This is a genomic window from Candidatus Albibeggiatoa sp. nov. BB20, assembly GCA_016744725.1.
Lineage (GTDB): Bacteria > Pseudomonadota > Gammaproteobacteria > Beggiatoales > Beggiatoaceae > Albibeggiatoa.
The window spans coordinates 1-24,970 of record JADGDW010000025.1; the positions used below are offsets into that span (position 1 = coordinate 1).

At 36.7% G+C, this 24,970-nt stretch carries 13 protein-coding genes and 1 pseudogene; 4 read left to right on the forward strand and 10 right to left on the reverse strand.

Annotated features, from left to right (window positions below):
- The first annotated feature begins 445 nt into the window (after positions 1-445).
- Positions 446-862: a hypothetical protein gene (locus ABXH34_RS04635; protein WP_353570697.1), complete on the forward strand. Its 417-nt coding sequence runs from the start codon at positions 446-448 to the stop codon at positions 860-862.
- A gap of 46 nt (positions 863-908) precedes the next feature.
- Here the strand turns inward: ABXH34_RS04635 and egtD are convergent, their stop codons facing one another.
- Both egtD and egtB read right to left on the reverse strand, forming a co-directional pair.
- Positions 909-1,868: an L-histidine N(alpha)-methyltransferase gene (egtD, locus tag ABXH34_RS04640; protein ID WP_353570698.1), complete on the reverse strand. Its 960-nt coding sequence runs from the start codon at positions 1,866-1,868 to the stop codon at positions 909-911.
- Positions 1,869-1,877: 9 nt separating this feature from the next.
- Positions 1,878-3,170: an ergothioneine biosynthesis protein EgtB gene (gene egtB, locus ABXH34_RS04645; protein ID WP_353570699.1), complete on the reverse strand. Its 1,293-nt coding sequence runs from the start codon at positions 3,168-3,170 to the stop codon at positions 1,878-1,880.
- 223 nt (positions 3,171-3,393) lie between these two features.
- On the opposite strand from egtB, the gene ABXH34_RS04650 reads away from it, so the two are divergent.
- Positions 3,394-8,763: a PAS domain S-box protein gene (locus tag ABXH34_RS04650; RefSeq protein ID WP_353570700.1), complete on the forward strand. Its 5,370-nt coding sequence runs from the start codon at positions 3,394-3,396 to the stop codon at positions 8,761-8,763.
- A 14-nt stretch (positions 8,764-8,777) separates the two neighbouring features.
- Entirely contained in the window at positions 8,778-9,926 is a 1,149-nt protein-coding gene (locus ABXH34_RS04655) for a hybrid sensor histidine kinase/response regulator (protein ID WP_353570701.1), read from the forward strand.
- 23 nt (positions 9,927-9,949) lie between these two features.
- On the opposite strand, the gene ABXH34_RS04660 is transcribed toward ABXH34_RS04655, so the two are convergent.
- The 8 genes and pseudogenes from ABXH34_RS04660 to ABXH34_RS04695 all read right to left on the reverse strand — a co-directional run bounded on the left by ABXH34_RS04660 (position 9,950) and on the right by ABXH34_RS04695 (position 21,338).
- Positions 9,950-10,813, reverse strand: coding sequence for an NAD-dependent epimerase/dehydratase family protein (locus ABXH34_RS04660; protein ID WP_353570702.1), 864 nt, complete (start codon positions 10,811-10,813; stop codon positions 9,950-9,952).
- Between the two features lie 63 nt (positions 10,814-10,876).
- Positions 10,877-11,812 (reverse strand): annotated as a pseudogene (locus tag ABXH34_RS04665) (homocysteine S-methyltransferase family protein).
- Positions 11,813-11,857: 45 nt separating this feature from the next.
- A complete protein-coding gene (locus tag ABXH34_RS04670; RefSeq protein ID WP_353570703.1) occupies positions 11,858-12,055 on the reverse strand; it encodes a YwbE family protein in 198 nt (65 codons plus the stop codon).
- A 340-nt stretch (positions 12,056-12,395) separates the two neighbouring features.
- Complete coding sequence (gene thrC / locus ABXH34_RS04675) at positions 12,396-13,466, reverse strand: threonine synthase (protein WP_353570704.1); 1,071 nt, start codon at positions 13,464-13,466, stop codon at positions 12,396-12,398.
- 16 nt (positions 13,467-13,482) lie between these two features.
- A complete protein-coding gene (locus tag ABXH34_RS04680) occupies positions 13,483-13,686 on the reverse strand; it encodes a superinfection immunity protein (RefSeq protein ID WP_353570705.1) in 204 nt (67 codons plus the stop codon).
- Positions 13,687-13,840: 154 nt separating this feature from the next.
- Positions 13,841-16,264: an arylsulfatase gene (locus ABXH34_RS04685; protein WP_353570706.1), complete on the reverse strand. Its 2,424-nt coding sequence runs from the start codon at positions 16,262-16,264 to the stop codon at positions 13,841-13,843.
- A 355-nt stretch (positions 16,265-16,619) separates the two neighbouring features.
- Positions 16,620-19,547, reverse strand: coding sequence for a ChaN family lipoprotein (locus ABXH34_RS04690; protein WP_353570707.1), 2,928 nt, complete (start codon positions 19,545-19,547; stop codon positions 16,620-16,622).
- Between the two features lie 198 nt (positions 19,548-19,745).
- Positions 19,746-21,338, reverse strand: coding sequence for a methyltransferase regulatory domain-containing protein (locus ABXH34_RS04695; protein ID WP_353570708.1), 1,593 nt, complete (start codon positions 21,336-21,338; stop codon positions 19,746-19,748).
- Positions 21,339-21,622: 284 nt separating this feature from the next.
- Here ABXH34_RS04695 and ABXH34_RS04700 point away from each other — a divergent pair.
- Positions 21,623-24,970, forward strand: a 3,348-nt coding sequence (locus ABXH34_RS04700) for a glycosyltransferase (RefSeq protein ID WP_353570709.1), incomplete at its 3' end; no start/stop codon positions are given.

Genomic DNA, 24,970 nt, shown 5'->3' on the forward strand with positions numbered 1-24,970 from the left:
GTTGTTTCACTTACTGCTGACTCAACAACTTTGCCGCTGTGCCCCGTGAAAGATTGCGAATTATACGCATCTCACAAATTACGTCAACTACTTTCTTTATGTTTTTTGATGTTATTTTCAGATAAATCAAAATAACAAGTAAATTCAAAGTATTGCAAAACAGAGCTTCTTTAAATTAAGAAGGATAAACTATAAGTCCTATACCTTAACTAGTTAAATAAGGAAATTCTTGCTTTACTTCATATATTAAGACAAGACCCCAAGTTGAGTATAGTAATCACCTATATTGCTTTTGAGACTATATAAAGACAGCTACTTCTTATAATAAGGTGGATATCAAATAGACTCTATAAGTATAGACTGTGGAAAACTTGAGTAACCTATAGATCATTTCTAGCTATAATTGAGAGTACGGGTTTTACAATGACTTTAAGGAATACAAACAATGTCTAATGCTCGCTTACTTTATATCATTCTTATCTGTTGTAGCTTAATGGCTTCGCCTGTCACTCATGCTAGTGTATTTGGTGCAGTTTCAAAGCTGTTTAAAGGTTCTGATGAAGCGGCTCAAGTTGCAGGGAAATCAGATGAAGCGGCATTAGTGTTAAAATCAACGGATGATATGCCACTGGCAACTAAAGAAGCTGCCGAAACAAGTGATGCTGTTCCACTTGTAGTCAAAGAAGAACAACTTCCAGTGGCAGAAACACCTTTAGATGATGCACCTATTGCTAATGAAATAGATGCAGCAGAAGACAGTAATATCATTGGTGATATTGCTCAAGAAGCCACAGTGCAAGCCGCTGAAATGGCAGCTTCAGAATCGCAAGAAGAAGGCGAAACAACAGAAGTAGCAGAATAAAAGCTATTTTGAACTTCAAATAAGTCGACTCACCTGTGGATAACTTTTACTTCACTTGCAAACAATGCACGCTAAATAAATCCTGTTCATCAGTCCAAGATTGAATTGCCTCAAAACCCGCTTCTTGTGCAAGTTGATGAAATTGCGAAATACTATACTTATAAGAACTTTCAGTATGAATCGTTTCCCCCTCAGAAAACTGAAAACCTTGCTTACCAACCGATACTTTTTGCTGCGCTTGACTCACTAAGTGCATTTCAATTCGTCCTTGGGTTTCATTGTAAAAAGCATGGTGGGAAAAATATTCCAAATCAAAATTAGCCTCTAATTCCCGATTAATTCGATCTAACAAGTTCAAATTAAATGCAGCAGTCACACCTTGTTTATCATTATAAGCCGCATTTAAAACCCCTGCTTCCTTTTTCAAATCCACGCCAACCAGTAATTTACCTTCTGAATCCAAAGACTTAGCAACACGTTTTAACAATGCTTTAGCATGTTGTGGCTCAAAATTACCAATGCTCGAACCGGGGAAAAAAGCCGCACGTGACAAATGTTCAGGGCTATAAGGCAAATCAAAATCACTGGAATAATCAGCACAGGTAGCATGAATTTCCAAATCAGGATAATCTTGAGACAAGGTTTGTGCAGCGTCGAGTAAATGCTGTTTAGAAATATCCATAGGCATATAGGCTGCGGGTTTAACCGTTTGTAACAATGTGCGAATTTTCTGACTGCTGCCACTGCCTAATTCTACTAACAAACAGTCATCGCCCAATAATGCTGCCATTTCATCACAATGGGTTTGTAAAATATCCAATTCGGTGCGGGTGGGATAATATTCAGGCAATTCAGTAATTTGGTCAAATAGCACTGAACCTTTTTTATCATAGAAAAATTTCGGTGATAAGACTTTAGGCTGGGTTTGTAAACCGTCCAATACTTCTTGTTTAAAGTCAGCCATTGGTGGGTGTAAATCATAAAAATGAATCATGTCGTTATTCATAATTGTTCCTTATACGTCTTTTGCGAGCCGGAAACCCTTAAATTGCCAACGTTCATGCGGATAAAAGAAATTGCGATAACTGAGGCGAATATGATTTTGTGAAGTGACACACGAGCCGCCACGCAAGACAAACTGATTACACATAAACTTACCATTATATTCACCAATCGCACCTTTTGCTGGACGGTATTTGGGATAAGCCACATAAGGTGAGCGTGTCCACTCCCACACATCACCATACATTTGCTGTAAATGGGTAGCGTCTAATGCTGGAATCGGTTGCAAGTGGTCTGCTTCATAAAAATTACCTTCCATTGGTAGTGATTGTGCAGCAACTTCCCATTCAAATTCTGTTGCTAAACGTGCATCAGCCCAAGTTGTGTAAGCATCAGCCTCAAAATAACTCACATGACACACAGGGGCATTTTCATCTACAGGCTGTAAACCTGACAAGGTGAAACACCACCACGCATCATCACGTTTTTGCCAATATAAAGGAGCTTGCCATTGTTGCTGTTGCACGGTTGCCCAACCATCAGATAACCAAAATTCTGGACGTTGATAGCCTTTATCTTCAATAAATTCAATATATTCTCCGTTCGTAATCAAACGTGAACTTAATTGAAATTCATCGACATAGTGTTGATGTGTAGGATATTCATTATCAAAAATAAATTCGTTTTGAGCATTATTACCAATTTGGTACATCCCAGAATCAAAATGATGCCATTGTTGTAGATTTGGATTTGGATTTGTTTGAGGGGCAGGGGCTAAATCATCACGATAAACAGGATAGAGAGGATTAACAGAAAGATTGTATTTAATATCAGTAAAGAATAATTCTTGATGCTGTTGCTCGTGATTTAAACCAATCATAATTCTTTTTTGAATTTCGGGCTGTTCTCCAATATTCTCAATTAATATCTGCATTTTCTCATCGACATAAGCTCTATATCGATAAATGTCAGCTACGGTGGGACGAGATAATAAACCGCGTTTGGCACGAGGGTGCATCACACCCAATTGTTGATAATAAGAATTGAAAATATAATGAAAACCTTGGTTAAATTCTTTGTAGTCAGTTAGATAAGGTTTCAATAAAAAGGCTTCAAAAAACCAAGTGACATGGGCTAAATGCCATTTAGCAGGACTGGCTTCAGGCATGGTTTGAATTACATAATCTTCAATTTCCAATGGCTTACAGATTTTTTCCGTAACGTGGCGCGTGGCTTGATAATCTCGCCAAAGTTGCTCTCGCTCTAACATGGTATTAGATGAAAACAAACGGTTTGACATGCTCATAGTGCTTCCCTCACATCCCGTTTTAATGATTTAAAGACACTTGCTAGTGTAACATTGCTGTCAAGCTTGCCCAAATGCGAATGAAAAGCAAAAGAATGGACAACAAGTATTCATTCGCTATCTAAAAATATAATTTTAACTATTGGTCATTAATTGGCTTTAGGTTATACTTTAAGGATTTAGACATTTCTATTCTATAAAATCTTGATTATTTTATTATTATATGCACCAACTTGTTAAACCCCTGCTTTCACGTTACCAGCAGCAACAATTAGATTCAAGCAATATTACTCAAGCAGAATTGGCAACTCTCATTGAAACAGTGAATAGCCAACAGAAAGAACTTGAGCATAAATCTATTCATCTTAAAAAGATACGAACTCAATTAGCCAATAGTCGCAGTAAATATTTTAACTTATTTAAATATGCGCCTATTGGTTACGTTGTAATTGATAAATCACTCAATATTGTTACAGCAAATATTGCATTTCAGCATTTGCTGGGACTTAATAAAAAACATCTTATTAATCAATCTATTAATCAATTTATTCATTTCGATGATATTGGTATTTTTCATACACTCTCACTACACGCTTTTGATGGACTATATGGGCATGATATTCATATACGGTTTTTGAAATCTGATAATCAAGAGATACCAGTTAGCTTAAGTATTGTTCGTGTATTGGATGATGGAGAACAGATATTTATCAGCGCAATGGATATAACCGATAAAAAACACACAAACCAACAACTTAAATATATAACTGATTGTTTGAGCTATGTATTAGAAGATGTGAGTGATGGTTTATGGGATTGGGATTTAAACTCTGACGAAGTGTATTACTCTCCGCGCTGGAAAGCGATGCTAGGTTATCAAGATGATGAGTTAGAAAATCACTTACGCACTTGGGAACAATTAACCCATCCTGATGATGTGTCCACAGCTTGGAAAGCATTAAACTACTGTATTAAAAATAACCATACACGTTTTGAAATCAAATTTAGAATGCAGCATAAACAAGCGCATTGGGTTCATATTTTATCGCGTGGGCAGTTTAAATATGATACGCAAAATCAAGTAATACGTTTAACAGGTACACATGTAGATATCAGTGAATATCATCAAATTCAACAAGCAGTCCAGCAAAGTGAAGAACGCTATAAATTACTGTCAAGTGTCACATTTGAGGGTATTACAATTCATAAAAATGGTATTACTGTAGATGTAAACCAATCGCTGGCCAATATATTTGGTTATGAACAAGAAGCCTTACTACACACTGACCTTATCAAAAAACTGATATTCCCTGAAGACCATTCTATTATCTATCAAAATATAATTAAAGAGTATGCAGCACCGTATGAAGTCAGAGGTTTACGAAGTAATGGTGATATTTTTCCAGTTGAAATAGAAGCTTATGATTTTGAATACCAAGGGGAGGTATTACGTGTTGCTGCAATACGTGATATTACTGAAAAGAAAAAATCCCAATATTCCTTACAAGCCAGTGAAGCTAAATTTAAACGCTTATATAACAATACGCCATTAATGTTGCATTCGCTGAATCAGGCTGGACACTTGATTGCTGTCAACTCACATTGGTTAGAAATTTTAGGCTATCAAGAAGATGAGGTTCTATTAACTGATGCAGCAAATTATGTTACAGCGGAAGTAAAGGATCGCTATTTACAGGTACTGAATACGTTATGGGAAAAAAAACGTGTTCAAGATGTCAGCTATCAAATGATAAAGAAAAATGGTGAAGTCATTGATGTACAACTGTCAGCACAAATTGAATGTGATAGATTTAACACCCCATTATATGCAGTTGCTTATTCAGTTGATGTTACATTGCATAAATTAGCAGAAAAAGCACTGCAAGCCAGCGAAGCAAAGTTTAGAAATATTTTTGATTTTTCAGCCTCAGCAATGATTGTCTCTGATCATAACGCTCGTATTGTACGAGTGAATAAAAAAGCCCTAGACCTATTTAATTATACCACTGAACAATTTTATCAAAAACCTTATTTAGAACTGACTTATTCAGAGGATATTGAGTACAGCAAAATCCAAGTATCAAAACTTATTAATGGAGAAATTGATACTTTACGATTAGATAAACGTTATGTAAATCAATCAAATCAAATTATTTGGGCTGATGTCAATGTATCAGTATTAAGAGAAGAAACTGGCCGAATTCAGTTTTTTATTGCTCAAATTACAGATATTTCAGAAAAAAAAGCCGTTGAGCAAGCTTTGCAACGTAACGAATTACAATATCGCTCTTTAGTTATGGCAATGCACGATGGTGTTGTGATGCAAAATACCCAAGGGCAAATCATCACTTGTAATCAAGCTGCAGAAAAAATATTGGGTTTAAGCATTGAACAAATAATGGGGAAAAGTTCTATTGATCCAAATTGGCGTGTCATTCATCGAGATGGTTCTGATTTTCTGGGGCAAGATCATCCCGCAATGCTCACTTTGCAAACAGGACAGCCACAATATAACGTCATTATGGGAGTGTACAAACCCAATAATAAATTATCTTGGATTTCAGTTAATTCTGAGCCGATTACATTTGATGGAAGAATAAAAGACAAACCTGATGCTGTTGTTGCCTCCTTTTCTGATATTACCCAACAAATTCAAGATGAAGAAAAGCTAAAATCAAATCTAAAACAACAAATTATACTCGCTGATATTTCACAAAAATTACATGAATTTCAGAATTTTAATATTTGTATTCAGGAGAGTTTGCATTTATTGGGGGAACATACGGGTGTCAGTCGAATTTACATTTTTAGAGATTTTGACGGTGGACAATTTACTCGCAACGAATTTGAATGGTGCAACCAAAATATTCAGTCCCAAATGAGCGACTTACAAAACTGTTCTTATAAAGTTATCCCATCATGGAAAAGATTATTACAACACAATGGCAAAATATGTTCTAGTCATATTGATGAATTACCCAAAGATATTATCCAAGTTTTAGCACCGCAACACATTAAATCTATTCTAATTTATCCTCTTTTTATTGAACAAAAATACTCAGGGTTCATAGGTTTTGATGAATGCATTAAACATAAAGAATGGTTATTTTCTGAACTTGAATTACTACGTACAGTTTCCAGCTTATTCTCTAGTACGTTAGAGCGGCAGGTCATTTTGGAACGACTACAGCAAAGTGAAACACGTTTAAGTTTAGCCCTTGAAAATACGGAGCAAGGATTATGGGATTGGAATATAAAAACAGGGGATATGTACTTTAATGATGTCTGGTTCACAATACTCGGTTTTGAGCCAAATGAAATCGAAATGGGTATTGATAGCTGGTTTCAGCGTCTACACTCTGATGATTTACCACGTGCAAAGGAATTACTTAAATTACACTTTGATACTCAAACCAGTATTTATGAAGTCACAGCAAGAATAAAGCATAAACAAGGGCACTGGATATGGATTACGAATAAAGGCAAAGTCATTGAACGCGAGGCAAACAATTGCCCATTGCGTATGATTGGTACACTATTAGACATTACCAAACATAAAAAAATAGAACTAGCACTAAAAGCAAGCAAGCAACAGTTTGAGTCTATTTTTAACTATTCTCCAATTGGCATTGCAGAAATCAATAAAAAAGGCTTTTTTATCTTGAGTAATCCCGCCTTAGAAAAAATATTGGGCTATTCAAGTACTGAGTTAATGAAGAAACATTTTACAGAAGTGACACATTCTAAAGATGTCTATATGGATATGGATAAATATCAAAAGTTAATCTCAGGTGAGATTTTTTCATATTCGATGGAAAAGCGTTATCTCAAAAAGGATCAATCAACTATATGGGGCTTATTAACCATTGCGCGAGTTGATGATGAAGAGGGAAATATGAGCCATGCGATTGGGATTGTGCATGATATTACAGAAAAAAAACAAATGGAGGAACAGTTAGTTAAGCGTGAAGAATTACTCCAAGTACAAAATGAAGAGCTGGCCAGCCTCAATGAAGAATTAAACACAAATAATGAAGAATTGATCCAATTAAATACCAAGCTCAATTATACTAATGATGAATTACAAATTGTTAATCAAGCTTTGCAGCGTGCCAAAGAAGAAGCCGAAAAAGCTAATCAAACCAAATCTGAATTTATTGCTAATATTTCCCATGAAATTCGTACTCCAATGAATGTTATTTTAGGATTTAGTGAGATTTTGCGGGAAAAATTAGCAGATAGACCACAATATATTGATTATTTCAATGGTATTTTAAATAGTGGTAAAGCCTTACTCAATTTAATTAACGATATTTTAGATTTATCCAAAATTGAGGCAGGGAGATTCGAAATTCACACAGCTCCCGTATTTATTCAACCTTTACTCAATGAAATAAAACAAGTTTTCTTTGTAAAAGCCAATCAAAAAAGTTTAGAATTTTCTGTGGAATTTTCACAAGATTTTCCACTTTGTATTTTGATGGATGAAAGTCGGTTGCGCCAAATCCTATTTAACTTGGTTGGAAATGCAATTAAATTTACTGATCAGGGTTTTATTAAAATTATGATTCAGGGCACTCATATTCATATTAGAAAGCAGCTAATCGATTTTGAAATTATTATTAAAGATAGTGGTATTGGTATCAATGAAGCAGATTTCGAAAAAATCTTTGAACCTTTTCAACAACAAGAACTACAAAATATCAGAAAATATGAAGGCACGGGGCTGGGTTTATCTATTACTCGTCGATTGGTAGAAACAATGAATGGCAGTATTCACGTATCCAGCGATATAAGTAAAGGTTCGGTTTTTACTGTTAGATTTAAATCTGTACTAATAATAGCAGATGAAGACTCACATCCCCCCACTAACTTAGCTTCCGTAGATGATGTACAATTTCAGCAGTCTTGTATTCTTTTAATTGATACAGTTGGAATTAATCGTGAAATATTAAAAGGTTATCTAGCTTCACATCATCTAATATTGAAGGAAGCAACAGCAGGACGCGAAATATTATTATTGCTTGAGCAGACTAATGAAATACAAAAGCCTGATGTCATCATCATTGATATTGATATGCCGCACCAATGGGGCTATCGTATTTTAGATAGAATTCAGCAAATACCTTGCTATCAAAATATTCCTGTCATTGCCCAGACGGTATCAAGCAGTGCTTTGCAAAAAGCCCATTCATTTACAGAAATTCTATTAAAACCAGTTTCAAAACAAAATATTATTCAATCTTTAATGAAGCTGCTTCCATACACTTTAAGCAAACAAGAAGATACTGCTAAAATACATCTATGTGATGAATTAATAGCAGCAACCCCTTCATTGCAATGTATACAACAGTTGCAAGATTTAATGGCTGAGTATGAGCATATTGCCACCTATTTATCTATGCCTAATGTGGATGAATTGGGACAAAAACTAATAGAAATTGCCCAACATTACCAAATTGAGCCTTTAGCCAATTATGGGCAACAATTTATTATTGCTGCAGATAATTACGATATTGAAAAAATAATACAATTATTACAGAACTTTACAGTATTACTTAAAACGCTATCAAATACTATAATGACAGGGTAATGAAATTGATGCAAATGGATTACATAGTCTTAATCGTTGATGATGTGCCTAAAAATTTACAGGTTGTTGGGAATATATTAAAAGACCAAGCGATTCATTCTTATGCTGCTTTAAGTGGTAAACAAGCCGTAAAGGTCTTAGAAAATACACGTATTGATCTTATTTTACTAGATATTTCAATGCCTGAAATGGATGGATATGAGGTTTGTCGTCAAATCAAGCAAAATCCAAAACTAGAGCATATTCCTATTATTTTTCTTACAGCCCGCTCACAAACTGAAGATGTCGTAAAGGGTTTTGAATGTGGTGGAGTGGACTTTATTACTAAACCATTTAATAGTGCAGAGTTATTACAAAGGGTAAAAACACACTTAAAATTAAAACATTATGAGGATGAACTGGCTGAGAAAAATAATCAGCTACAAGAACTAAATGCAACTAAAGACAAGTTTTTCTCTATTATTGCTCATGACTTAAGAAATCCATTCAATACATTGTTAAGCATTTCTGAATTATTACTTGATGAACAGGTTAATGTTGATGAAATGAAACGGAAAGAGTTTCAACAAATGATGTATGACAATGCAAAATGCACTTATGCTTTAATTGAAAATTTATTGTTATGGTCACGTAGCCAGCGCAATAAAATTGATTTTAATCAAGAAGTTATTTATGTCAGAGAGTTATTAAGAGAATGTATTATGTTAGTGCAACATACTATTGCGAGTGCAAAACAAATTGAATTGGTGCTTGAGAAAATAGATGAGGATTTACAAGTTGTTGCTGATTATGAAATGATAAGTACAGTTGTGCGTAACTTATTATCTAACGCAGTTAAGTTTAGCTACCCTAAAGATAAAATACATATTGGTGTACAGGTTTCTGAACAAGAAAAAGTATTATTTCATGTCAAAGATACAGGTATTGGTATGAATCCCTCTCAACAACAAAAACTATTTAAAATTGAAAATACCTATTCTCGTTCAGGAACGCAAGAAGAAAAAGGTACAGGCCTAGGCCTTATTCTGTGTAAAGAGTTTATTGAAAAAAACAATGGCCAAATTTGGGTTGAAAGTATAGAAAATCAGGGCACAACCTTTTATTTTAGTTTGGAAATAGGATTTGAAGAAATAGATAATTTGCGACCCTATAAAAATACTTAAACACGATGGACAACGTCACTGTTTTATAACAGGCTAAAATTCATAATCGCCGCCAATCCTTGTTGCAAAGTTGAATATTTTGGAATGACTTGTAATACTTGCTGCATTTTCTGATTATCGATTCTTTTTGATTCAGCCAAATAACTATTCATTTCTGGACTTAATTGCTGTTCTGCCTGCTCTCGGCTCAAAGTCGATGGCAACGGTAAATTCATTGCAATCGCCACTTGATTAAAATAATCGGTCATGGTGGTTGGATTACCATCAGTAATATTAAAAATCCCTTGTCCAGCTTGGCTGGCAGCAATGCAAGCATTGACTAAATCGTCTACATGTACACGGTTGCTATAAGGCGCGATTGCTTCATCTAACACTGATAAACCGTGTTTTAAGCGAGCAATAGGCAAACGTTGTGCACCATAAATGCCTGCAACCCGTAAAATCACCCAGTCGATTTGCTGTTGTTCAGCCCATTGTTGCCACTGTTGTTCCGCATCGGCACGGCGTTTTGCTCGGTCAGTTTGTGGATTTAATCCACGTGTTTCATCTATCCATGCGCCTTGGCAATCTCCATAGACACCTGTGGTACTGATTAAAATGGCTTTTTTTGGTTTAGCTGTAAATTGGCTTAAAAAATGGCTGATGCGCGTATCGCAAATACCCTGAGCAGATGGCGGAGCAAAATAAAACAAGGTATCTACTTGAGATGGTAAATTGCCCAAAGTCTCAACTTGATCCAGATCAGCAACATAAGTTTGAACCTGTGCCATTTGTAAACGTGCTTGATTTTGTTCTGAATGAGTTAAAGCAGCAACAGATTGATTTTGTTTCAATAATTTCTCCGCTACTTGCAAACCAACATAGCCACAACCAATAATAAAATTCATCTTGTTTTACCTTGATTAAAATTACATTACAGAACGCCTTTTATATTTCTGCTAAATAGTATCTTAACAACGCTTCTGCCCAATCAAATAGCTTAGGTGTTCTGCATTCGTTCCACAGCAACCCCCTAAAATCTTCAGCCCAAATTGTTGATTAAAACGCAGCATTTCATCACCCCAGTGTGACACGGTATCTGATTCTAACTGCACAGCATTATCTAACTCACAATGGTCTAGTGAGGAAGCATTGGCTTGATATCCAATTAAACGTTTAAATATTCACGGCGGCTGGGCATCAGCACATAAAAAGCTAGGATAAGCACAGTTGACCATAAAACCTAAAGCGGGCTTAGTCGTTGCAGAGTCAATGGTTTCGATTGCAACACTTAATGGTGTTCCATCTAATAAAGTGCCATCACGAGTAATTACAAAACTGATAATGTACGGCACATTGGTTATCTCCATGGATTGTGCAATACCAATCGCTTCATTAATATTGGGTAAAGTTACTGCAAGCAGTAAATCAACCTTCGCCCCTACTAATGCATCAATTTGCCATTGATGGAACTGCTTAGCTTCTTGTGTCGATAATCCTTGATTAGGTTGATAACAATCATTTTTACAGCTTATCATGCCCGCAATTTTAACTTTATCTGGTTGGCTACTGGCTTGTTTTATTTGCTGTAAGAATTGTACCGCATCAGTGTTGATCTGTTCAAAAGCGAGGTTATTTGCTTGGGTTACACGTTCGCGATTGGCTCTCCATGTGGGCGTACACATCAAAAACGGTACATGTGCATTGAGGGCAATACCCATATATTTTTGATAAAGCTGCTTAAGTGGTTCAGCCGCACTATAAATTAAAGGGGCATTGCTCAAAGTCGGATGTAGTTGTACATCACTGTGCCAGCGTAATTGTTCAACAATCGCGGCTTCCATCAAAATCAGTTTATTATTTTTTAAAAGCGTTTCCATACGAGATTGTCCTGTCAAAGTACACATCACCACAACCACACATTCAGCATCAACAAGCTAAACAATTAATTATTAAAGACTAATGACATTTTTTACTCTACCGACTTCGCCTGTTTCCAACATAACTTTAATACCATGCGGATGATTTGGTGAATTGGTTAGAATGCGTTTAACCATGCCATTAGTCAGTGTTCCGCTGCGTTGGTTGTGTTTTTCAACAACTTCCACTTCTGCACCGATTTGTATATTACTTCTTTGTTGTCCGTCCATTAATCTCTCTGATTTCGGCTAAAGCCCGTTGATATGATGAATTATTTTAATCAGTTAAAGACAGCCAAACTGAGAAAATAGGTTTTGGTTCATAGTCGTTTTATTTTAAAGTGATACAGGACTGGCAGTCCTTGATTTCAAAAATGACTGATATTTAAAGTATAAAAGGATTGCCAGTCCTAACATACAAACCAAAATTGACTATATTATGGGAAATAAATACCTTTTATTAGCAGATTTTCAAAGACGCTTATCACTATTAAAATCAACTTTATAGATCATTAATTTCACCCAATCATTCACGCTCTCACACAACGATGATGCAAGAGCAAATAAAAACTTACATATTTTGTAAAATCACGTCTTTGACTTCAGCCAACTCAGGTTTGATTTTAATCAATGGCGTAATACTTTGTTTGATTGCAGTGTCTGGGTCTTTTAAACCATGTCCTGTCAAAGTACATACCACGGTGCTACCTGCTGGAATTTTACCCGCTTGAATATCATCCAAACAGCCCGCAACACTAATCGCCGATGCTGGTTCACAGAAAATACCTTCTCTTTCAGCAAGTAGTTTCTGGATACGCAAAATTTCTTCATCAGGGAACTCTTTAAACCAACCGCCTGATTCTGTCTGTGCATTCACCGCTTTATCCCAACTTTGAGGATTACCAATACGAATTGCTGTGGCCACTGTTTCAGGATTTATAACAGGTTCTCCACGTAAAAATGGAGCTGCGCCACTGGCTTGATAACCACACATCACAGGGCGTTGATTGGTCATCCCATCTTTGTGATATTCAGTGTAACCCATCCAATAAGCTGAAATATTACCTGCATTACCCACAGGTAAACAATGGAAATCTGGTGCACGTCCTAAAGCTTCAACAATTTCAAAAGCCGCGGTTTTCTGACCTTGCAAACGATAAGGATTGATTGAATTGACGATTTCAACAGGTGCTTCTTGCGCCACTTCTTTTACTAAACGCATCCCATCATCAAAATTACCCGCGATTTGAATCACAACAGCACCGTGCATCATCGCTTGGGCTAGTTTGCCTAATGCAATTTTTCCTTCTGGAATCAAAACAAAGGAAGTAATCCCCGCTCTTGCACTATAAGCTGCTGCACTGGCTGAGGTGTTACCCGTTGAAGCGCACACCGTTGCTTTGCTGCCTTTTTCAACGGCTTTAGTAATCGCCATGGTCATGCCACGATCTTTAAATGAACCTGTTGGGTTTAAGCCTTCATATTTGACGTAAATATTGACTTCTTTGGTTAACTCACGCGGGATATTATTCAAACGAATCAAAGGTGTATTACCTTCACACAAACTGATAATACGTGTGTCATCATGAATTGGTAAACGGTCGCGATATTTGTCAATCAAACCTGTATAACGTGCAGTCATAAACGAACCTCTAGTGCTAATAATTGTTGTTATCTTTAATCGGAGAGACTGCCCATGCTAACGTAATCGCGTAAAAAATGAGTGTCCAACCTAATAAAATGTTTAAAATAATGATTGACGCTTGATACGGGTGTGACCGATTAATTGCAATCATAGATGGTAGTAGATAAGTAACTACAAATCCCACCATCAGAAATAGCGACAATAGTTTGGCAATCATAGTTTACTCACAAGCAAGCAATGCAGAATTTAAGCATTTTATAGTAAGGCTTAGCTGTTTTCTAGGGAAAACAAAAGACTCAAACATTTCAAGTTTATAGGGCTACCAGTCTTCAAAGGATCGACAGCCCTGAAACTTCTTTCATTATCAGTTATTACAATGTTGAGCATGTCTCTGTAACAAAGATATTGCCACCTGTTTCAGTAAAGCACGCAGATGTTCGACTACGTTGATTTTGCTGCGTGGTTAAATTTGGAATATAACCCACATCATCGACATATTCGCTATATTTCTGAATCATAGTGTTGTAAACCTCTGGATATTCACCAGACAGATTAATTAATTCTCTAGGGTCTGATTTGAGGTTATACAATGCCCATTGCGTATCTTCACCTGCCCCCCAAGGATTATCACCTAACTTCAAAATTTTCCAATCACCCATATACAAAGCCCGATTAATTGAACCATATAACTCAAATCCAATCGCATCGGTTTCTCCATAAATATTATCAGTTTTACCATCAAATAGCGGACGGAATGAACGCCCATCCAATGGATAAATCCCTTCTTCTCTATCTTGGTAAGGAATTAATGTGCCGCATGTTGCACCTTCAGCAGGATGAGAAACCAAAGCATAATCTAAGAACGTAGGAAAAATATCTAAAATAGACATAAACCCATCTGCTCGTATACCTTGAGCTGCATTCGGAATCGTGATAATGCTTGGCGCACGTAATCCACCTTCAGCCACAGTGGCTTTTGCCGCATAAAATGGTGTAGAAGAAACTTGTACCCATTCAGGTGGTAAAGTAATGAACGATTTTGCTAGTCCCATATTTTGATAACAAGGGTTTTGGGTAATGTCATCAGCACTGGTAACGTCTTCAGGTAAACAGTTGAAAATATCCACTTCAGGATACCATGCTAAATAGTTTGCTCTGACATCACGGTTTTGGTCATCAGCACCATTATCCCCGAAAAATAAAATCACTGTATTATCATATTCGCCTACATTTTTTAAATAATCCATAAAACGCTGCATACTAAAATCCATATATTCAATCATGCCACTATAAATCGCCATCTTCTTGGCATACACTTTTTTCTGATTCAGAGTCAAACTATCCCAAGCAGGATATTCTCCCGCATTATTTGACCATCTATCAGGATAAGGTAAATTTTCTGAAATTAAACCCTTTTCAATCATACGATCAAAACGTTGACGACGAATTTCATCCCAGCCTGCTTCATAAATAGGCATATATTTTTCGGTTAAATCCACAGGTGATTGCAACGGGCCATGTGGTGCTTGATAGGCAAAATAGGCAAGAAAAGGCTTTCCATCAGCACGATTAGCTTCAATGTTATTAATCATAAAATCAGTGTAATCACGAGTCGAATAAAACTCATCAAATAATTGATATTTATCTCCATAACCTACTAATTCATCAGCTTTAGCACGGGTGGTTGCAACTTCTTCAACCATTGGCAATTCAACAATTTGGCCTTGTTTAGTGTAGTGCGTATAAGGATATTCTGGGGTAAAACCGATGTGGTTAAAGTTGCTGCTTGCACCTTCTAATAACACAAAAGTATGTTCAAATCCGCGTGAATAAGGGCGATATTCCTCATTTTCTCCTAAATGCCATTTTCCCGTGATATAAGTATGATAACCCGCCTCTTTTAACACCGTTGCCAATGTCACAACCCGCTTATTTAATTGACCTTCATAGCCCGGTTTGCCGATATTTTTAGTCGGACTTGAGTGCGGATTATTGATTTGACCATCAGCATTGAGTGCATTGTCTTTTTCTAATAAATCAGCATCAACGGCTTCTTGATGAGAATATTGATTAGTTGCGTATGACAAATATTCTGGAATTAAACGCCCATCCATTGTACCCAAACCATTCCGATGGTTATCAACACCACTTAACATCATCGCTCGAGTTGGTGAACAAGCCGCTTGTGTATGAAAATTGGTTAATAAAATACCCTCATCGGCCAATATATCTAATGCAGGTGTATCAGCTTCGCTACCAAATGGAGAAATATCGGAATAACCCAAATCATCTGCTAAAAAAATAACAAAATTGGGCTGTTCTAAAATCCGAGTGGATGCTGAACCAATTGGTGAAAGGAATTTATTGGCAGCTAAAGTTGAATCAGCCTGAGTATAAAAGGCATACACGGCATATATTCCAGATGAGCTTAGTGGCAAACTATCAATGCTAAATTCAGGGATGTCCAATATTTGGTTGGTCATCGTAGTCGATTTGGCATAAGGCACAGCACAGCCTGTATCATCTTCATGACATACGACAGGTTCGTCATTTTGCACCATATAAATTAAATTATCATTGGCTTTGGGGTCTAATACTACCCATAAATCAGCCATTTGTTCATTGGCATCGGTGGGGAGCTGCACATCAATATTAACTTCAAGTTCATTACCTAATTGATAAATAGGGTTTATATTGACATGAACGCCAATTTGTTCATCTAATAATGCTGCGGGCACTAAAGTAGGCAGTAAACTAGTGATGATAGCGAGATATTTAACCAATTGATATTTCATTAAATGAATCACTCCTTTGAGATAGAATAACTGGATTATATTAATTATTAAAACGAGACTTTATATAAATAGTCCTATTATAAATCAGGTTTAAATACAATCGTAATATTTAATAAAAAATCATCTAATGCCAGTTAAAAATCAGATTTAAGAAGTAATTTTATGATTAAATGTAACTACTTAGTCCACTTATATCAATAGATTACAAAGAAGTGCTTATTGAAAAACAATAAACAAGGAAAGCATTTTATTTGCAAGCACAATGAATAAAATAGTTGATTAAATAGCTTATGAGATAAACAAAAATAGATATTATGTCTTGTTAAATTTGCTTAATCCCATAAACCCTCTATTTTCAATCTAAAGCCATAGGTTTCTTAGCAAAACTCAGTGTTTTATCTAATGGCTTGCCATCGCGTAAAATCTGTAACTGCACGGTTGCATCTAATTTTATGTAAAACAAGGCATATTTCAAATCTGATACCGTTGCAATATCCGTATCTTGCAAACGCATAATAATATCACCTGATTTTAACTCGGCGCGGTGCGCAGGTGTATTTTCCGAAACATTGATGATTTTAAGCTGGTTTTCGATTTCTTCAATCATCACGCCAAGCTTTGGTGCTTTTTCTCCTTCCACTTCCACCGTCATCAACACATAATCAGCAATATCCGTTTCTAACATTTCATCTTGCAAAATGGTCACATAATCTAATTCATTATGCGCAAAAACCCGTTTCGGAATCCCATAACCATAACGTAAATGCCCGTTACCCGCTAAAACTACCATTTTCATATCAGGATTATGTTGCAAAAACTCATCAACCGAATTCGCCATGGTGTCATCCCATAAGGTTTGCGCTTGCAAAAAATGCTCAAATTGCTGATGACCTTGATTGGTGGCATGAAATCCAAAAATATCGTACAAATCTTGCTGGTAACGCAAATTGGTAAAATCTAAATATTCAGGCACTTCATATAACAGATTCTCAGTTAGATTATGAATGCCTTTGCGGGCGGTACTGCGGGTCACATCGCCCTCAATATTCAGTGCAATCACAGGAATACCATTTTGACGAGCATAATCAATAATCGGTTTGTACAAATTATAATCAAACCGCCATTTTGAAAAATAAGCCGAATCTCGTAAAAAATCCTTTTCGGTACTCATTTCACCAATATATTCATCTAAAGCTTGCTGGTAAGGACGTTGAAACATTTCCATCCCAATCGCAACGGAATTACCTTTTTCATGTAAATATTGAATAACTGCTAATTGGTTTAAATGATGAGCAAATTGGTCATGCTGTTCACCGACATAAATAATCGATTTACTAGCAATTTCAGGTAATAATTGTTCTAAAGTTTGGGGGTTTTTAGGCTGTTGTACATAGCTTGGTGCAGCTTGATAAATGCGGATGCCATTTGCAGTTTCTGCAATATTTTTCTGAGTATTTCGAGCTTGATTAAAGCTAAGTTGTGAATATTGTCCATAATGAGCGATCCGATGTGCTACATTTCGACTGACATCTACTGATGAGGAATATAACCACAGGATATTTTGTTGTAAATTATAAGGATTCTTATAAACTTGTAACACAAGGTCTTCTGTTGGTTTTTCCATGGGTTGGCGCAGCATGGAAAGAGCTAAATTATCTGCACCGACAATCAGTACAGTATTTTTCTGCAACTCAACAAAAGTAACATCTTCAGGTTCAACATATTCCACATTTGCAATGCCTAGGCCCTTAATCAAAGGCTGATACAGTTCTTTTTGTTCAGGTTTAATTGACACTAAAATACTGCCTTTTGCTAAGATATTGGATAAAACAGGGGTTTTCTCAGTTTCTGATAATGTCCGCATCAGATCATAATCAGGGTCAATGGTCACATTAAGTGGTGGTGATGTCAGCATCAAAGTTAGGTCTTGCTGCTTTTCTGTGACTTCAATCCATTGTTTATGTTTTCCTTTCATATCTTCAACCACAATAGGCAAGCGTAATTGATAAGGTTGTTCAGTCTGTTGCTCAATGCTAAAACTGAATTGTTGTTGACCTTGAACCACGGCAAAACGTGCATTTTTAATCAAAAAATCAGGAATATCTTTGCGTGTAATCCATTGCTCAAAAAAAGCGGCTAAATCTTGTTGAGTTGCGGTTTCAAAGGCTATTTGTATATGCTGCCATGATATTTTTTGATGCGCATAATTTTGTAATAAATCACGGAATATTTGCAAAAATAATTCTTCACCGACCAATTGTTGCAATTGATGAAATAACATCATGGTTTTTCCATAGCCAACATTGCTTTGTGTTTTATTATTTCTAACTCTAAACTCATTGATAGCTAAACTATTTTCACTATTCACATAAGCTTGATATTGCAGCAAAATATTCTTACGATATTCGACATCTTCACCAGATTTTTTTTTATAATAATGATCCGCTAAATAGGTGGTTAATCCCTCTAACCAGTTGCCTTGCTCAAAATCAGCATAAACCATATTGCCAAACCAACTATGTAAAATTTCATGCCCTAATGAGGTTTTTACAATAAAAGGCAGTTTAATCACTGTTTGTCCCAATAAAGTATAAGTCGGCATCGCATAGCCTGTGGGTAAGATATTCTCAACAATGGCAAATCGCTTATAAGGATAAGGGGTTAATAATTTTTCATAAATTTCAATATATTGTTGTGCGTAATCTAAATAGGTATCCGCTAAATTCGCATCTTGTTTGAAAAAATAAGTCTGTAATTGAATATTATTGAATTGTCGCTGTTTTATCACATAATCTTTAGAAGCCATCAAATTGAGATGATCCACAGGATGGGCAAAATTAAACTTAAAATACTCGTGCTCTGGCTGTGATTGTTGTTCAATCGTTTCCGCTTCAGAGTTGGCGATAAAACCTTGAGGCAAGCGTGCAGTTAATTGATAAGTGGCTAATTGCTGTGGTTGTGGATACCAGTTTTGAGTTAAAAATGCGTGAGATGAATTGATAATATTGCGGGTTTGATCTGGGTTCAGTTCAAATTGAATAACAAGTGGCTGCTGCGCGGATAAAGTGGTGGTGAATATCGGTTTTGAAATATTTTTTTGATTGGATGTAACTTGGCTTAAGTTACTGAGATTTAATTGTAATTCTATTATTTCTGTCGTAGATAAAGTGGCTTTTCCTGTGAGTTTTTGCCCTTCAATTTGCACATCCAAGGCATAGTGTAAGGGGCTGGCATGTAGCACCGCTGTTAAACCATATAAAAGTAATACACTCAGTAATCGCATTTCTATTGCTCCTTTAATATCTGGTTATGATGGTGATCGATTCGGAAAGTCACAAGCGGCGTGAATAAAGCCTATTTCGGATTAAATTAATCGGCGTTTGATTGTCTCATAATAAGCAATTAAAACGGACTGACAAAAAAAACCGCTAAACTCATATAATCTAGCAGGTTTTAATCATGTCAAACTGAAAATAGATATTTACGCCACTAACAAGGCATTTTTGGCAATATTGGCCAAAATATTATTCACCGCTGTAATCAAGGTATCTTGAATCGCCTGCTCTTTGGTTTGATTTTCGGGCAATTTACTTTCGTCGATTTGTACTTGTAACTGGCCTTGTTTGACCTGTTCATGCAACATTTTGACTAAATCATCGGTGCTGTGTTCACCATCTAAATGCAATAAAACATGAGAGGTTAAACCGTCAATTTCGCCTGTTTTACACTGCAAATTTGCCATCGGTTTTTTATTTTTCAATTGCCAACGGGCTAGCGGACTTGAAACAGGACGCACACTGATTTTAGTTACAAAAGCAGGCGTATAAGCCATTAATTCAATTACGTTTCCGCTTTGAATATACAGTTGCAACAATTCCTCAGCCAATACTTGACGATAGATTTTGATATTATGCTCAGTCTCATTTTTCAACTGCATGTTTTCCAACACTTTCTTAAACAAATCCTCAAATGGTATAGGTTTTGGGTAATACTGGCCTAAATAGTTCACTGCCGCTTGAGTTAAGGTATGCTTGACTTCAACACGCTGTCCCAACTGGGTTTTAAAATGGGCAGGTTTTGGCTCAACCACGAGTGACGAAATATTGGTTTCTGGTGCTAAATTAGCCGCAATTTGTAATTTTGCTAATGCTTCCCAGCTAATATCAGACTGAATTTTTTGTTTAGCATGACAGAGAATCGAGCTGCGATAACTACGATTGAATAAGAAATCATGGTATTGCTCACGCGTAACCCGATCTTTTTTCGCCAATTGATTAAACACATGCTGATGTTTAGTTTTAATATTCAGCGAGCTACGGAAATCCACATCTGTCACATAAGCCAATTCATTTTGCTCTAATTTAGTCACAAATTCATGAAAATATAGAGGCTGGTTAACCCCTTCTAAATATTCATGAAATAAGTAATCATCAGATTGTTGACTTAAAGTTTGTAAGCGTTCTTGTAAAAATACGCCGTAAAAACTTTGTTGCTCTTGACCAATATCGGATGCAATTTGTAATAAGCCGCGTGCTTCTGCAATACGGTGCTCAATTGAACTATTATCAATGTGTTGCTGGTGATAACGCATCATGTCTAAACTGGTTTTAAGCATATTCCAACCGGGCAATGTGTTGTAACTAATACATGCCAATCCATTGAATGCAAGGTTATTTTTACAAATAGATAAAATCTTGTTTTGCAGTTCTTCAGATACCCAAGAAAATAAACCATGCACTGAAATATAATCAAACTGTCCCAGTGAATCATTAATATCCAGCAAGTCAATTCGCTTCAGCGTCACATTACTTAAACCAATCTCATCCACGGTTTGTTGAGCAGTGGCTAATTGCTTTTCAGAAATATCTAAGCCCCAGCATTCAGTTTCGGGCAAACTCTGCGCAATCGCAATAATATTTGTACCATCACCACAGCCTAATTCTAAAATACGGGCTTTTTTCAGCGCAGGAGGACTGAAGCCATGTAACGCGCTTAAGCTGGCCAATGCATTTGGCTGGAAGTCATAACCTAAGACTGAATGATAAGGAAGCTCATCGTAACTACTATTTGTCATTTTTTTTATATTCCGTCAATTCGTATCAAATTGAACAGATACTAGCGTATTTATTGGATTTTTTCCAAATTATTTGCGGAGATCAGCATGTAAAAGGCCTTGCTTGAAAATGATAAAAGTCAGTTTAAACTCAAGAACAAATAATCTTAACGGCTTTTAATTAGTTTGGGAATTTTATAAATAGGCTTCTTTTTCAATATTGACCGAATAAAAATCGCAAAATCCCACACAAATTTTTATAATGCGTTCTAATACTATAGAGAAACGAATTGAAAGGACCTGCTATGCAAACCCCACAAGCCAAAATCCATGGTCATCGTCAGGCTCTTCCTGCCCCGACGATCGCTATTGTTATTCGTACTAAAGACCGGCCGCATTTGCTCAAACGCTGCCTTGGTAGCCTTGCTGAACAAAAACGTATTCCTGATGAAGTGATTATTGTTAACGATGGCGGTGAAAGCGTTGTCTCTTATATCAATGAGTTTTCTGCGCTTAAAATTCGTCTAATTGATAATGAAGTCAACCAAGGCCGTGCGCGTTCAGGCAATTTAGGTGTTGATGCTTGCAAGTGTGATTTTATTGGCTTTTTAGATGATGATGATCGCTATTTGCCCGACCATTTACAACGCTTGGAAAAGACCATTGTTCATTTTGATGCCAAAGTCACTTATTCAGGTTGTCGTTTATTACAGCGCGACATGTTAGGTGATAAGGTCATTCTGCAAGAAGAACCCATTGGCCAATACAATGATGCTTTTGACCCAAAACGTTTGCAGTATGAAAATTATATTCCCTTGATTAATTTGCTGATTAAGCGGGATTTATGGGATAAGATACAAGGCTTTGATGAAAATTTTGAAGTGTTTGAAGATTGGGATATGTTGTTACGCTTATCACAACTTGAACGGTTTTATCATGTGAATAAAATCACCGCTGAATATGCCGTTTGGGGCAATGAACAAATTACCCGCGCCAGTAATTCAACTCATTGGGAACGTGCTTACCGTCGATTTTTGAAAAAACATGTATTACAACTGTCAGAAGAAAAAGAATTAGCCTTGCTAGCGCGTTACTGGATGGTAAGCCAAGAACGTCGTGGTGCTAATCAAGAACGAAATACCGAAATTCGTGAATTGCAGCAAGATTTATTACGCAAGCAACAACAATGTGACCAGTTACGCCATGATGCTAATAATGAACAAAATAAATTAGCTGAAAAACAAAGCCAATATGACAACTTACAAAGTGCATTAAACCAAGCTCAAGAAACTGCAACACAACAAGCGCGAGATGCAGAACAACGCTATATTGAATTGCAGAAACAACAAGAAAAACAAGTTGAACAAGCAGAGCAAGGTTATAGCCAACTACAAAAGCAACAAGAAAAACAAGTTGAGCAGTATGAAGCCCGTTATGCTGAATCACGTAAAGAGCAGCAGCAGCAAGCAGAAAACTATGAAAAACAATATGCTGAATTAGTTGAATCCAAACGTAAACTACAAAACAAATATGATAAGTTAGCACGTTATTATGCTGAATTAGAAACAGATTTTCAAACCTATCAGCAGGGTCAACAACAGGCTTATAATGAATTGCAAGCCCACTCGGTTCAATCACAACAGCGTGCCATGGATGCCGAGCAAGCATTATCTGAATTAAGCAAACAATTACGCATTGGTATGGATAAAACCATCACCTATTTGCCAACCTCTTATCATTTAGCCAATGATACGGGCGGCATCATGGATGATTTTAATCGAGTGATGGATTGGGCGCGACATAAAATCAATCAAGCCCATGATTTAGAAAATCATGTCCACCATCAACAACATGCGGCATTAGACAGTTTTCAAGGCCTAAAACATCAATTACAAAATTTAGCTGAATTAATGGGGCGTTCGCGTTGGTGGCAAGTGCGACGCTATATCAGTTCGTTAAATCAAATCGAAGAACATTTAGAACAAACCTTAGCCCAAACCCACGCCCAATTTGATAAGCCACAGCATTTTATCGAACAATTGGGGTTAATTCATCTTGAGCCACAACTACCTGAGCAAGCATTGCCACCATCGCGTCCAATTTCAAAACTGTATCCAATCTTCACTACGGTTTCAGGTAACGATGAGCAGTTTGATGTGATGGAAACAGCGCCACATTTAGGTGATACGCCCTTTTTACTAGATACGGCTGACGATGCGTTAATTTTCACCACTCACTCGACTTTGGATCATTTTTACCGCATTGATTTAATGTGTGGCACACGGTTACGGGCAAATGCTTGTCACTTAAGAATGATTGTGCGTGATTTGGATACCAAGGCAGTGATACGGGTTGAAACCTTTAATACAATGAATGCGTTGGACAATCGTTTTTATCCGATGCGCTTTGAACCGATTGTGGATTCTGCGGGGAAAACCTATCAGATTGAAATTGATTCACCCAATGCACGACCAGAAGCAGGCATTGCGATTTGGTGCTTACATAAACCTGCAATCATGACACCTGCTCAGCAAATACCCGATCATATTGCCCAACGTTCTCCACAAACTTTACCAGCATGGGTACAACAAAGCGTACTCAGTTTGCCGTTAACCAATCTAAATCCGACAGACCCTAGCCATTTATTCATTGTCAAAGGGATTCAATGGGATACGCTACTAGTTCAAATTCAAAGCTATTTATTGCGTTTAAGCGAAATGTTGCAACACGCAGATACTGACGGGCACATCGTATTGTGTGGTGATTTGCATTGGGATGTGAAACACCATTATGAAAACGTACCATTAGCCTATATTCCGCAAACTGATTTACATGCAATGCTGATGTATGGACAGCAATATACTCAATCTAATTACGTGTGGTTATGTGATTTTGAAGCTCAGCCACAAGTGGATGCAATCTCATTGGCCTTAGATGTGATGGAACATGAGCCAAATACAGGGGTTATCGTCCCAATGGAATTGTATGGCGATCATATTCGTGCGGCTTATGCGACTGCGTTGCGAGATGGTGTATTGTATCCATCGCCTGTAAATGCACCTGCAAATCATTTTTACCATGGTTATCGCCGTATTGTGGATGGCGCGACATCTGAGTTATTGATTTTTAAACAGGATGCTTTAGCTAAGACAGAATTGGCCGTATTGCCTGCTTATCATTTATCAACTTATCAGCTTTCTGATTTGATTTGGCAGTTGAAGGAACACGGATTTAATAGCATTTACGAATCAGCAATACGTTTAATCCATCATGCAGCCCGACCTAATCCTGAGCAACATTTATACGAGCAAGATTGCACTTATTTCTATAATCGTTGGCGCGATGATTTACCAAAATCTTTATCGTTAAATTCACATATCAATGTAATGTTAAATCCTGAGTCCAAACCCACCGTATTAGTGATTGACGCGACTTTACCAACTTATGATGAGGATTCAGGTTCGTTGCGCATGTATACCATGTTGAAAATTTGGACGGAGATGGGCTTTAGAATTACGTTTTATCCTGACAATATGGATGGCAATTTTAAATATCGTCACGCCTTAGAGGCTTTGGGTGTTGAAGTTGCTTATGGTGGTTATAACATTCAAGATGTGTTGTCATTCCGCCATTTTGATTATGCGATGGTGTGT

What these genes read in the sequence shown, in the direction of transcription:
- ABXH34_RS04670 (WP_353570703.1), bottom strand. Translation starts at nt 12,055, where the DNA reads ATGGACGGACAACAAAGAAGTAATATACAAATCGGTGCAGAAGTGGAA.
- ABXH34_RS04635 (WP_353570697.1), top strand. Translation starts at nt 446, where the DNA reads ATGTCTAATGCTCGCTTACTTTATATCATTCTTATCTGTTGTAGCTTA.
- ABXH34_RS04690 (WP_353570707.1), bottom strand. Translation starts at nt 19,547, where the DNA reads ATGCGATTACTGAGTGTATTACTTTTATATGGTTTAACAGCGGTGCTA.
- ABXH34_RS04680 (WP_353570705.1), bottom strand. Translation starts at nt 13,686, where the DNA reads ATGATTGCCAAACTATTGTCGCTATTTCTGATGGTGGGATTTGTAGTT.
- egtD (WP_353570698.1), bottom strand. Translation starts at nt 1,868, where the DNA reads ATGAATAACGACATGATTCATTTTTATGATTTACACCCACCAATGGCT.
- ABXH34_RS04655 (WP_353570701.1), top strand. Translation starts at nt 8,778, where the DNA reads ATGGATTACATAGTCTTAATCGTTGATGATGTGCCTAAAAATTTACAG.
- egtB (WP_353570699.1), bottom strand. Translation starts at nt 3,170, where the DNA reads ATGAGCATGTCAAACCGTTTGTTTTCATCTAATACCATGTTAGAGCGA.
- ABXH34_RS04650 (WP_353570700.1), top strand. Translation starts at nt 3,394, where the DNA reads ATGCACCAACTTGTTAAACCCCTGCTTTCACGTTACCAGCAGCAACAA.
- thrC (WP_353570704.1), bottom strand. Translation starts at nt 13,466, where the DNA reads ATGACTGCACGTTATACAGGTTTGATTGACAAATATCGCGACCGTTTA.
- ABXH34_RS04685 (WP_353570706.1), bottom strand. Translation starts at nt 16,264, where the DNA reads ATGAAATATCAATTGGTTAAATATCTCGCTATCATCACTAGTTTACTG.
- ABXH34_RS04660 (WP_353570702.1), bottom strand. Translation starts at nt 10,813, where the DNA reads ATGAATTTTATTATTGGTTGTGGCTATGTTGGTTTGCAAGTAGCGGAG.
- ABXH34_RS04695 (WP_353570708.1), bottom strand. Translation starts at nt 21,338, where the DNA reads ATGACAAATAGTAGTTACGATGAGCTTCCTTATCATTCAGTCTTAGGT.